This window comes from Ureibacillus galli (assembly GCF_014836845.1).
GTDB classification, from domain to species: Bacteria; Bacillota; Bacilli; order Bacillales_A; family Planococcaceae; genus Ureibacillus; species Ureibacillus galli.
This window is the reverse complement of the sequence record NZ_JACSQA010000004.1, coordinates 117040-128646: the sequence shown is the minus strand read 5'-3', so window position 1 is coordinate 128646 and position 11607 is coordinate 117040. Positions and strand designations below refer to the sequence as shown.

Here is an 11607-nt window from a genome sequence, read left to right as displayed (position 1 = left end):
TTACACCTCTATATAATAAATAAATTTTAGTGCTTTATTATAATTACTATTTAATTCAAGTTTAAGTTTTGAAACACCATTTTTAATAGTCACATCTTTTATTAAATTATTATTAACTTCACACTTTCTACCAGACTCTAAATCAATCACATTGATATAGTTTTTCTTAATATTAAAATCATCTTCATACTCCACACCCATCCCATCAATAATGGATAATGAAATATTACATAACTCTTCATTTATAAGCTCGCTAGTTTGAGTAAAATCAAATTTAATAATTTCGTTATTACCTAAAATAACCCGTTCAACAATGTCCGGATGCGCACTATATTTTATACTTGGTTCTTCTTCAACATTACTTGGAACTGGTTTAGGTTTTACAAGCTTAACTGTTTTTGTGGAAGTGGTTTTTTTTCTTCCGTCACTTGTAGAAGTGCTTTTTTTCTTCTTTTTTGGTATATCTGTTGTCATTTTCACTAGAGATTTACCTTTATTGATATTTACAGTTCCCATTGCGTCAGCTAAGTCCTTTTTAAATTGCGTTTCAATTATATAAAGGATATCTTTGGTATTCATTGTTCCATCTGTTGGATTATTAGTTTTAATTGCTTCTTCAATTATTTTAGATATTTCACGAGAAAGGTTATTAATAAATTTTCTTGCCCGTTTTTGAAGTAATGGATTTTTAATATGTTCGTATGATAATTGAGTATGGGATTCGTTTTCTAACGATTTTAAATATAAGTCCTCATTAGGTCCTCCAATTAATACTGCATTAAATGGTTTAGAAGCGTTATTTTTCACTTTCATATCCTCAATTTTCATACCTATAGTTCTTACTATCGCTACTCTTCCTTTTGAAATTTCCTCATTATAGTTGAAATATAGTTTAAACCGATAGTCATTTATACCATCTGAAACATTTAGTATTTTAGGCTCCTCCCTTGAATACGTTTCAACATATAAAGGAGTAAAATTTTCTTTCATTTCCGCAATATTTTGAACATAATATTTAGAATCTTTTACATAGTCCATTAAAGTTTTGTCAGTAATTTTTTTACCATTTACTATAACTATTAATTTTCCCTTTAAGATTGAAACGAAAAAACTATCACAAATACTTTTAATAATTTCATTTTCATTATCGTACTCTTCTCTTAAATAAGGAATAATAATTTTTAAACCACGAGTTTTCTTCTCAAAAATTTTATGAAAGTTATTTTCAAATGGATAAAACTTTGTTTTGTTATTTTCAACTTCTTTTATATCCGTAAAGTAACCCGTAGATCGATAACTTTGATTTTTATATGTATGTTCAATTAGTTGAACTGTACCTCCAAGATGTTGATTTCCTTCAGCATCACAATTAGCAAAATACATTACGTGAATGTCTGAAGCAGCATTTGATGCAATTTTCCCTACACCATGTGAACCCCCTCTGGAAGTTTCTATTTCTGTGTCCTCTTCTTCAGAATGAACCCCTTTGTTATATGCATAGATAGCCCATGTATCAGATGGCGAATCACTTTGCCCATTTTTAGCTCCTGTTAAACCACGAGTATTGAAATCTTCAAAGGAAATGTATCTCACTTCATCCTGATTTATTTTATTGAGCATATGTTCTATTGTTTCTTTTGTATAACTGTTTCGACCTCTTAGGCTTTTAATTCGCTCAATAACTTCGTCTATCCCTGGAACCTCTTCTTTTTTTATAGAACCAGTTTCAATTGTTAAAATTACTGGATCATTATTATCACGCAAACGTCCATCTAAAGCATTTTGTGTATTTTCACGTGTTAAACCTGTTACCTTCATATCATAGAATCTTTCAAGTATTTTATTAAAGTTTGACTCTTCAATATTTGGTATAGGAGAAAACTGCCACAACCTTCTGTTCAAAGAACTCATACTAAACCTCATTTCTATTTAATTAATAATTACTAAACTTGATAATTGAAAATACATTTGAATATACACTTATATTGGTAAATCTATCAAATTATAATTCATGTTTCTCTGACTAAATTACTATAACTATTGTAATATTATAACAAATTAAGGTTGCTTAGTAATTATGTGAAAACAAGGTTTATATGGTAATTAGAGTATTATTAAGTACTATTAGCGTTATTTATATCTATTTTTTAGATTAGGTAAACCAAATGAAAGCATTACCTCATTAAATATTCATACATTTTTTCCGATGTAACTACTACTATTCAAATTTACTGACTCTAAGAAAAGAGGTAACGTCATGGTTTTTTCCTTCTTCAAAAAGAAACAAAGTCAAACAGAGCAAAAAGAGATACCTTCCCCTTTGAAAACAGCCGTTTCAAATAAAAATAATGAACATTGGGCAAAGAGAAAAGGAGAGCTTGGGGAGTATAAAATTAATATTCAGTTAGATCAGTTTCCTAAGAATTATAAGCATATTATTGACTTGATGATTATCAATTCAAAGTCATCTACTGGCTATTCCCAAATCGATCATATCATTATGACACCATACGGCTTATTTGTAATTGAAACCAAAAACTATCAAGGGACGATTTATGGTGGGAAGGATCGAAAAACGTGGCTCGTTAATGGGAAGTTTAAAATGATGAGTCCTTTAGTACAGAACTATGGTCATATTCAGGCAATAAAAAATTTAGTAGAATCCCACTATCATGACTACTTCATCTCAATGGTTTCTTTTACAAAAAGATGTACCTTTAAGCTAGATGAGGAACTCCGTAAAATACAATCAAACGAACTCGTTGTTTATGATATTGAGCTAACGGAATTTATTAACCGTAAAATTGCCATCCTTAAGTTACAACATAAAGAACCGTTTTTATCGGATAATGAAATTGAATTACTCTACCAACAACTAATGGAAGCTAATATTACGGACCCTACGATTCGAAAACAGCACGTTGAAAATATTAAAACGTCTAAAAACGAGAACGATAAAACGGACAAGGAAAGTATATGTGTTGTCTGTCAAAAAACCGTGTCAGATAAAGTAAAGACCTATTGTCTATCAAATAAAAAGTTTGATGGGAAAATTTATTGCTACGATCATCAAAAAACGATTAAATAATCATCCTATTTGAAGTTGGATAATTCCAATGTTTTTTTGTATCGTATGCTTACCAATTATTTCTCAGACTCTTTAGTCACCCTATGTGAACAAAACTAAAGAAGTCAAATATGTAACCATTAAAAGAAAAAATGATTTAGCGTCACACATTATCTTAAAATATAAAGAAGCTAGGGCAAAAGAAAAATGTTAGACCAAAATTGTAAATGGTCTAACATTTTTTGCAATATAAAAGAGCAATCGAATTAATAAATCATTAAGAATTTTAGATTTCCTCATAAATTTTAGTTATTTCCTGGCCTTTTCTTTTTTACTTCTATAGAGATAAATATTACCATTAAAATTAAACCTATTATTATAAAGAATAATGATGGTATATATAAAAATAAATTAAAATGTAGAGTTTCACTTATTCCTGAATCAAATCTTACAGCTTCTGCAATAAGTCTATGTAAAAATAACATTAAACTTCCTAGTGAAAAAAATATTAAACCTGTTCGATATAATTCTTTCATCGATTATCACCTTTTTCTTGAAATGACACTTTTATTATAAATTGAGCATCTAATTTTACAACTAAAAATTCAATGGATTAATAAAGTTTTAGTTTTATTTCTAAATATAATCAATTATGACCAATGTATTAGTTATTCTTTAAAATGAGGCATCTACTAAAAGCAATTCCATAGCGAATAGAATAGACTTATTTTTAAATAAAAACCAGATTCCTCCCTATTATCTCCCAAATCTGTGATTGAAGAATATAGATTTAGAAGAAATTTTAAGAATTTGCCCTTTTTATAAAGGCAATATTATGTAGATAAATATATAGTTCATTTATCTACGATTCTTTTTTATAAACCGCATTTACTTCTATAACAATATATTTGAATATCTTCTAACAGTAATATTTTAACATATTTTATAAAACTAGTAATTAATTAGCAAAGTCTCTCCATCTCACACACCCACCTAGGAAACAGCACGGTCTCCTTCAACAACTGTCGAAAAGTTTTTGTTTCGTTTGAATGGGGAAAGTAAATGGATTTGTCGATCATTTGGTTGTAGGCGATGGTTATTTTATTCTCCCATACACCGTACAGTTGGTGATGGAGTTTCCGCGCGTCCCCTAAGCATTTGGCAAAGTAGAATGCATACGTATTTGTATTATTTTGAATTGCAAATATTTTGATGGGACGCATGTTAAGGGTGTCGGAATCTCTCAATACTTTGAAGTCTTCCATTTCCGATTTGGTGAAAGAAAGGTTAAATAGTTTTGCTGCTTTGTCTTGCATCGTCACCTTGCCTTTCAACACGGCAAAATAAATGTAATGGGCTGTGTATGGTTCATCGAATTGAATGGCTTCATCAAATAACATTTGAATCGTTCTCTCCTTCTCCAACAACTTGCATTACTCCTTTATTTGACCTGTCATTTTGTTGTAATTCACAAAAACCGTTCCTGTCGGGCCATTACGATTTTTCGCGACAATAAGTTCTAATCTTTCATTCCCACTATTGAGTGCTCCTGTCCCTTCATCCCCTGTTTCTGCACCTAAGATTTCCGTCATTTGCTCATAATAGGAATCCCGATATAACAAGATCACCACATCCGCATCCTGTTCGATATTTCCCGAATCTCGCAAATCGCTCATAAAGGGGCGTTTATTTTGGCGGGACTCAACACTTCGGTTCAACTGGGCTAAACAAACAACCGGACAATCAAATTCTTTTGCCATTTGCTTAAGTTCCCAACTAATTTGTCCAATAATCGTTGTAGGGTTTCCATTTGGATTACTTGAATGAATGATTTGTAAGTAATCAATAAAAATGATCGGCTTTCTTTCTGGGTGGGTATGAATGAGTCTTCTTACTTGTGCCCGCATTTGGTTTACGGTTAGGCCCGCCCGATCATCGATTTGAATATTCGTTTGACTTAAATCCGTTAAGATCGAAATCCATCGTTCCCGTTGTTTTTCAGAAAAATATTGATATGGGTCCCTCATTTTCAGTCGACTAATTTTTCCACAAGCCGCGATAAGTCGGTCAATCAGCATCGCTTTACTCATTTCTAAGGAGAAGATAATCGGTAGAAAACCCGTAAAACCTGCAGTTAAAGCAAAATAATTCATGACATCTGTTTTTCCCATAGAAGGTCTGCCAGCAATAATCGTTAGTTCCCCTTGTCTAAAACCTACAATTAATTTTTCTAATTCCTTTAAATTTGTAGGAACTACACGGGATTCTTTCATTGGTATGTATGGGCGTTCTGCCATTTTAGCGATTACATTGTTTATATCTGTGTCGACTGTCACTGTCTCCATTTGAAGATTATCAAAGGACTTTTGAATTTCTTCGACGGACCAATTGTGAATCGATGCTTGCAGTAAAAGATTGTGTTTTTCCTTTTCCCTCCACTCTTTTTTTAATAAATCTAAATAAACATCGAACTTTTCTAAATCGGCATAGGTTTGTAAACTGGCTAAGAAGTTAGCTCCCCCTACTTCTTCCGGATTAACCGTTGTTAATAACGTAATATAGTCAACAGGTTGATGCTTTCTAGCTAATTGCTGCATAGACATATAAATGGAACGATGAATTTGGGATTGAAATAGTTCTGGTTGGATATCGCCATCTAATATTAAGTAATTTTCCTTTAGCATCGTACCAAGTAAACTTTTTTCCATAAGCTCTGTACTTATTTCCGATGCCATTGGGATCCCCCTTTCTTAATAGGACAAGCCGTCTTTAGCTTGTCCTATTCGTCTTCTTCACCGGCATTATAATCAAGTACTATCGGTTGAATCGTTCGCTTAACTGGACTTGGCTTCATATCCCTTGCTTCATTTAAGTAATTTTCAAAGTTTGTAGGACTAAATAATGTGCTTGGCCTCAAATAAGACCTCATTTCTTTATTGTTTAACCATTGACTGACCTTCACATCGATCACTTTTTTAAAGTCTTCAACGGTATAACCTTCTTGTAATCTAGCATTAATTAATCTTTTTGTTGCTTGATTATTTATACGAAACTCCTTATAGGCTTTGTTATTTAAATAATGGATAATTTCAGTCATGATTTCGAGATTAGTATTTTGTTGTTTCTCCTTATTTCTTTCTTTTTTAACTGAATCAGCCATTTTGCTTTCTTCGTTAAACTCAAATTGTTCCGTTTGTTCCTCACAATCTGTCTCAGTGGGAAGGTCAATTTGTCTTTCTAAAATACGGGAAAGGACATCATAGTCAATGCGATACCATTTTGTTTTATTAACTTTCATGGCATTGTAAGCCTGAGATGAAACGATTATCCCCTTTCTTTCAAGACTCAAAAATGCTCTACTAATCGTCTTTTCGGACCAAAAAGGAAATTGCTCCCGCCATTTCGTATACGTATGATGGTACCAAGTAAATCCGTCATATTTTAAAGGGGATTGCAACAACCGAAAGTGCAGTTGTTGCAATACAATGGCTTCATTCAGGCCAAGTTTAACTGCGAGAGTCGGTAATACGAGAAGTGGTGACTCATTTAAAAGTAGCTTCACTACCTATTACACCCCCTCATTAATTCATTGCTAAATGGATGGGTTTCTATAAAACTTGCTGCGTTTTGAACAATACGAATAATCCGTTGTACTTTCTCCCAATATTCAAAATTGTGATAGATATATTCACAATAAGCTCTCCATACATTTTTTCCATTTAATAATCGTGCATGTTCATAGAGCCCTTTATCCGTCCATAAAAACACATAATCCTCTTGTTTACTCACCGCTTTAGGATATTCTTTTTTAAACATCTCCAGCTCCTCATCTTCTAGTAAATAGAAATGTTCCCCTTCTTCAAATCGCTCAAGGTGTTTCAGAAAATTTCTCCCTATTTCCTTTGGAAGAACGCTATATAATTTTGCTACTTCCTTTGTTAGTAAGACGGGTTGTTCGTGATATCGAATATTCATCATCATGATTTCTTCTCTCCTTTAGCTTGAGTGAAATTGTTTTTATTTATATGAATCTCGATTTACTCAAATGGAACGTCATAGCTATACAATTCCTTCGCTAAACAATAAAGGAATCGTTCTTTTAATATTTGATCAGCTGCTTTTTGAATAGTGCTGAGGGCATCTTTTACTTCCTTCGAATTTTTAAAATAATAGGAAATATAGTAGTTAAACACTTCCCATGCTTGAATACCTTTCATTAATTGGGCATGTTTAAGCAATCCCTCTTCCGTCCATAAATAAACGTGATTTTCCCATTCGTTTACAGCTTTTGGATACACCGTTTTGAAAATGTTGAATTCTTCATTTTCAATTAAATAATAATGTTCTCCCTCTTCAAATCGCTCTTCATGTTGCAAGAAGTTATTCTCAATATGCCTTGGAGTGGTTTTGTACATCTCGGCCACTTCTTTTGTTAAAAAAACGGGTTCTTTGTGATATTCCAGATTCATTGTCATTTTTAATTCTCTCCTTTGGCTTGAGGTAAAATTGTCTTCACTTATATAAATACCGTCATCAACCTTAAAAGGAGACAAATTGTCTTAAAAAATTTTTTTGCGAATAAAAAAACCTAACAACCGGAGCTTTTGGCAACTTGCGTTAAGATATAAAACACAATAAAAAAGAGTTAACGACCCATATATGATCGTCAACTCTTTTTCTCATATAGACTACTTATTACTTTCCCATTCTTCGCCTAATATCGCGTAATAATATTCGTCCCACCATTCATTTCCTGATGGAATGCATTTTTTAAAATAGCCTTCCCTTCTCATTCCTATCTTCTCCATGATTCGATAGGATGGAATATTTTCTGGCTGACACGTTGCAATAATTCGATGCAACTTCATTTTTTCAAATCCAAAATTTAAAACGGCTTGGGCTGCTTCTGAGGCATACCCTTTATTGTAATACTTCGGATTAAACACCCACCCAATTTCATATGTATGCTCCCCAAAATATTTAAAAAATGCGATGTGTCCAATAACCACATTCTCATTTCTTAATACAACCGCAAATTTCTCAGCTTTTTCCCCTATGTTTTGTTGAATGAACTCTTTTGTTTCTTCTTCTGTAAAGACACCTTCAGGAATATATTTCATCACATTATGATCCGAAATATATTCGTAGACATCTTGCCAATCCTCGACTTCAAACTTACGTATAATTAGTCTCTCTGTTGTTATGTACATTTCATATCCCCCAAATTAATTTCCGATAATACTTGTTTCGATATAAGGGGAGAAATCACCTCTAAAATGGAGCATTTTCATACAACAATTCAAACTGTTACAATATGGAAAAGGACTTTTTATCAGCTCGGTTAAGAATTGGCTCTAAGGGGAGAGAGATATGAGTTTAAAACATGAAATTAGTTTTATATTGTCTAGAAAAACGATAGCTGCAATTATTTCAAGTTCCTTATTCGGCGTGCTATTAGGATTGATTTTCACAATCATTCATTTGGTTAATGATGAATTGGATACTGTTGGGGAATATTTGTTTTGGTTTTTGCAAGCCACTCCAGTATATATGGCATTCAGCTTTCCGATGATTTTCATCTATGGCGCGATTACTTCTACTATAAGTGATTACATAGCACGTTTTCTTTCAAACTATACAAACAAAAAATTCGAAATTTATATATCGTTCGCTTTCCACTTACTTTTCGGTTTAATTTTACTTTGGGCTAGTTTATTAGCCTCTGTTTTATTTTTTATAACGGACTACATTTTACGCCGGAAAAATATCGGGGGCTGGAAAAGCTCTTTTAAATCGTTAGTAATTCTTATAATAGGTTTTATACTATATGCATTTGGTTTGTATATAGTAGATAGTATTATCCATCTTAAGAATCGTTTTCTTGAATACTTGGTTTTCTGAAATATTTATGAAATAGATTAAAAAGGATAGATGGAGAGAATAATAATGTCCTTTCTATCCTTTTTCTACATTCCCAAGAATTTTTATAGTTGTTGTGCAAACGCACTCTAATCATTTAAAAATTCATCAAGTATATATCCCTTCAATTCTTCCTTTACCTCTTCTAATGGTTCATCAAGTAATTCACCGATAATGTTACTTCCGGGAATTTTTTTTGAAATGGGCATTCCTAGAAAAGTACGTTCACATTCCCATATTTTGATAGTATGTATGTCAATAAGTTCTTTATTTTTCTCGGCGATTGCAATTGAAACCGAGGAACTGTATCCAGGCATAAATGGGTCGTTGCCCTCTTGATGGAATCCCGCATCAAAAACGAAACCTTTTTTAGCAAAAGTAGGTTTATACTCTTTTAACAGACTCTCGGTGTATCCTTTTAATGCCAATTCCGTATTTTTGATCTTTTCCATTAGTTCTTCCGTGAAATCCGTTTGTTGAAATTTCATCACAAATCCCTTCCTCACTGAAATAGGAATTACCACTAGTTGAGCAATTACTTAGTTCACACCTATCTGTGACTCTTATCTTTTAATCATATAATGTACGTGACAAGAGCGATTACTATAAATAACACCGAAAATGTGATGAAATAATAACCCCAACTCTTTTTACCTTTTTTCTCCATTTCTTCTATTCCGATAATTAAAAAAGCACACCCAAGTAATAGGGCCGATAAAGGACTATATGAAAAGTCGTCTGTAGTTAAACCGTATAATGAAATCGCTATAACTGATATAAACAATATTACTTTAATAATTTTCAATAGATCACCCCCTATTTCGAAAGATAAACCTATAATTCTATAAGCAGTTTTGAAGTTAAAAAGACATCGGACCTGTACTTGATTTAGTAGATCAACTACGTTAACTAAATTTTACTACTTAACATAAATAGCGGATACAAAATCAGTTTATTATTTGTTCTTAATTATTGGAATTAATTTATCATTTTCGATTGGTGAAGACAGTACGATTAATGTTGTTGAATCTCCGTAAATCCCCATCTCGTTTATGGCAGCTTCAAGGGATTGAAGGGTTTCCGTCACTACTTTTACTAAAAAGTTATATTGGCCACTAATTCTATGTAATTCCACTACATCCTTTGATTGATTGCAGAATTCTACAAAGTTTTCACAGCTTTTCGTATGGAATAACAGGAAGGCTGATATCGGTTTGTTTATTTTTTCTGCTCTTACAATCGCCCGATAATGATCAATAATTCCCTTTCCCTCCATTCTGCGCACTCGCTCTGTAACTGCAGGCTGAGAGAGAGCTACTTCTTTTCCAAGTTCAGTCATGGAAATTCGACCTTTCTCCTGTAAAATCAAAAGGATTTCTTTATCCAATTCATCCACAATAACGACCACCTTTATTTTTTAAGTAAATTACTTAAAATAAAATTAATTTAAAACTAATAGCACTTTATAAACTGGATTTTCCTATATAACTCCTTCTTTTCATTATATAAAATAACCCTAGAAGTTAATACTTTTATAAAGGAGTTAGGACAACATGGGGATCAATGAATTATTAAGTTCAACTCAGATTGGTAACTGGCACTTGAAAACAAAAATTGTAATGGCACCAATGACACGGAGCTTTGCTAATAACGAAACAGGTACTGTTGGTGAAGATATTGTCCACTACTACCGGAAAAGAGCAAAAGACGGGATTGGGCTAATTATTACAGAAGGCATTAATCCTTCTCCTAGAGGCAAAGGTACTTTTGGTGTTCCTGGGCTATATACGAACAGCCAAGTAGAGGCATGGCGGAAAGTAACGGAAGCTGTTCATGAAGAAGGTGGGACGATTGTTGCCCAACTTTGGCACGTAGGAAGGTTGACACATCGAGAACTGACTGGAGGATTGCCACCACAAGCACCCTCTCCTATAAAGGCTGATGGACTTGTTCATCGATTGCGGAAACCATATGACATTCCTGAAGAAATGACTTTAATGGATATCAAGGAAGTTATTCAAGACTATGCTTCAGCTGCTCGAAACGCCATTAAGGCCGGTTTTGACGGAGTTGAAATCCATGGAGCCCATGGTTACTTAATTGATCAATTTAATTCTGAAGTGACGAATAAACGGACGGATGAGTACGGGAGCAATTTACAAAATCGCTTAACCTTTATGAAGGAAGTATTAATGGCGGTTATTAATGAAGTTGGTAAAGATAAAACCATTATACGATTTTCCGAAATAAAAGATGATATCCCAGGTTATAGATGGGCTAAGCCTGAAGAGAATATAAAGGCTTTTATTCAAGTATTTCACGAAGTAGGGCTCCAAATTATACACCCTTCCACAAATGACTTTACCGAAAAAATGGCGAATGATATGACTTTTCATCAACTCGTGAGAAAATATTGGGATGGTATGATCATTGGGGTCGGAAATTTAAATCCAGACACTGCATCTAAAGCGATTGCGGAAGGTACTATTGACCTTGCTGCCTTTGGACGTCCTCTACTTGCAAATCCGGATTTCGTTCAAAAAATAAAAGAAGGACGTCCTCTAAAACCCTATGAATCAGCAATTGATTTAAAATACTTGAATTAATAAGACTTTAACCGA

14 protein-coding genes are annotated in these 11607 nt (G+C 33.0%); 3 read left to right on the top strand and 11 right to left on the bottom strand.

Annotated elements, in window-relative coordinates; all coding sequences use genetic code 11:
- Complete coding sequence (locus tag H9636_RS05150) at nt 1-1911, bottom strand: hypothetical protein (protein ID WP_191706556.1); 1911 nt, start codon at nt 1909-1911, stop codon at nt 1-3.
- A 346-nt stretch (nt 1912-2257) separates the two neighbouring features.
- On the opposite strand from H9636_RS05150, the gene H9636_RS05145 reads away from it, so the two are divergent.
- Entirely contained in the window at nt 2258-3088 is an 831-nt protein-coding gene (locus tag H9636_RS05145) for a nuclease-related domain-containing protein (protein ID WP_191706555.1), read from the top strand.
- A gap of 284 nt (nt 3089-3372) precedes the next feature.
- Here H9636_RS05145 and H9636_RS05140 read toward each other — a convergent pair whose 3' ends face one another.
- The 7 genes from H9636_RS05140 to H9636_RS05110 form a co-directional block, all read right to left on the bottom strand.
- A complete protein-coding gene (locus tag H9636_RS05140; protein ID WP_191706554.1) occupies nt 3373-3603 on the bottom strand; it encodes a hypothetical protein in 231 nt (76 codons plus the stop codon).
- Between the two features lie 426 nt (nt 3604-4029).
- Nucleotides 4030-4494, bottom strand: coding sequence for a hypothetical protein (locus H9636_RS05135; protein WP_191706553.1), 465 nt, complete (start codon nt 4492-4494; stop codon nt 4030-4032).
- A 6-nt stretch (nt 4495-4500) separates the two neighbouring features.
- Nucleotides 4501-5802: a replicative DNA helicase gene (locus H9636_RS05130; protein WP_191706552.1), complete on the bottom strand. Its 1302-nt coding sequence runs from the start codon at nt 5800-5802 to the stop codon at nt 4501-4503.
- 44 nt (nt 5803-5846) lie between these two features.
- Entirely contained in the window at nt 5847-6629 is a 783-nt protein-coding gene (locus H9636_RS19355; RefSeq protein ID WP_191706551.1) for a conserved phage C-terminal domain-containing protein, read from the bottom strand.
- Nucleotides 6629-7048 (bottom strand): ORF6N domain-containing protein, encoded by a 420-nt coding sequence (locus H9636_RS05120; protein ID WP_191706550.1) that lies wholly within the window; start codon nt 7046-7048, stop codon nt 6629-6631. The genes H9636_RS19355 and H9636_RS05120 overlap by 1 nt, the downstream gene beginning before the upstream one ends.
- Before the next feature lie 56 nt (nt 7049-7104).
- Nucleotides 7105-7542, bottom strand: coding sequence for an ORF6N domain-containing protein (locus H9636_RS05115; RefSeq protein ID WP_191706549.1), 438 nt, complete (start codon nt 7540-7542; stop codon nt 7105-7107).
- Nucleotides 7543-7755: 213 nt separating this feature from the next.
- Entirely contained in the window at nt 7756-8277 is a 522-nt protein-coding gene (locus H9636_RS05110) for a GNAT family N-acetyltransferase (RefSeq protein ID WP_191706548.1), read from the bottom strand.
- A 160-nt stretch (nt 8278-8437) separates the two neighbouring features.
- Here H9636_RS05110 and H9636_RS05105 point away from each other — a divergent pair, with 160 nt between their 5' ends.
- The gene (locus H9636_RS05105; protein WP_191706547.1) at nt 8438-8968 is read left to right on the top strand and encodes a hypothetical protein; all 531 of its coding nucleotides are present in this window, start codon (nt 8438-8440) and stop codon (nt 8966-8968) included.
- Between the two features lie 107 nt (nt 8969-9075).
- Here H9636_RS05105 and H9636_RS05100 read toward each other — a convergent pair whose 3' ends face one another.
- From H9636_RS05100 to H9636_RS05090, 3 genes are all read right to left on the bottom strand, one after another.
- On the bottom strand, nt 9076-9474 hold the full coding sequence (locus H9636_RS05100; protein ID WP_191706546.1) for a hypothetical protein: 399 nt from the start codon (nt 9472-9474) through the stop codon (nt 9076-9078).
- A gap of 86 nt (nt 9475-9560) precedes the next feature.
- The gene (locus tag H9636_RS05095) at nt 9561-9791 is read right to left on the bottom strand and encodes a DUF3953 domain-containing protein (RefSeq protein WP_191706545.1); all 231 of its coding nucleotides are present in this window, start codon (nt 9789-9791) and stop codon (nt 9561-9563) included.
- Between the two features lie 150 nt (nt 9792-9941).
- On the bottom strand, nt 9942-10382 hold the full coding sequence (locus H9636_RS05090; RefSeq protein ID WP_191706544.1) for an Lrp/AsnC family transcriptional regulator: 441 nt from the start codon (nt 10380-10382) through the stop codon (nt 9942-9944).
- 157 nt (nt 10383-10539) lie between these two features.
- Between H9636_RS05090 and H9636_RS05085 the strand changes: the two genes are divergently transcribed.
- On the top strand, nt 10540-11592 hold the full coding sequence (locus H9636_RS05085) for an alkene reductase (protein WP_191706543.1): 1053 nt from the start codon (nt 10540-10542) through the stop codon (nt 11590-11592).
- Nucleotides 11593-11607: the final 15 nt, after the last annotated feature.

What these genes read in the sequence shown, in the direction of transcription:
- H9636_RS05105 (WP_191706547.1), top strand. Translation starts at nt 8,438, where the DNA reads ATGAGTTTAAAACATGAAATTAGTTTTATATTGTCTAGAAAAACGATA.
- H9636_RS05130 (WP_191706552.1), bottom strand. Translation starts at nt 5,802, where the DNA reads ATGGCATCGGAAATAAGTACAGAGCTTATGGAAAAAAGTTTACTTGGT.
- H9636_RS05085 (WP_191706543.1), top strand. Translation starts at nt 10,540, where the DNA reads ATGGGGATCAATGAATTATTAAGTTCAACTCAGATTGGTAACTGGCAC.
- H9636_RS05120 (WP_191706550.1), bottom strand. Translation starts at nt 7,048, where the DNA reads ATGATGATGAATATTCGATATCACGAACAACCCGTCTTACTAACAAAG.
- H9636_RS05115 (WP_191706549.1), bottom strand. Translation starts at nt 7,542, where the DNA reads ATGACAATGAATCTGGAATATCACAAAGAACCCGTTTTTTTAACAAAA.
- H9636_RS05145 (WP_191706555.1), top strand. Translation starts at nt 2,258, where the DNA reads ATGGTTTTTTCCTTCTTCAAAAAGAAACAAAGTCAAACAGAGCAAAAA.
- H9636_RS05100 (WP_191706546.1), bottom strand. Translation starts at nt 9,474, where the DNA reads ATGAAATTTCAACAAACGGATTTCACGGAAGAACTAATGGAAAAGATC.
- H9636_RS05150 (WP_191706556.1), bottom strand. Translation starts at nt 1,911, where the DNA reads ATGAGTTCTTTGAACAGAAGGTTGTGGCAGTTTTCTCCTATACCAAAT.
- H9636_RS05140 (WP_191706554.1), bottom strand. Translation starts at nt 3,603, where the DNA reads ATGAAAGAATTATATCGAACAGGTTTAATATTTTTTTCACTAGGAAGT.
- H9636_RS05110 (WP_191706548.1), bottom strand. Translation starts at nt 8,277, where the DNA reads ATGTACATAACAACAGAGAGACTAATTATACGTAAGTTTGAAGTCGAG.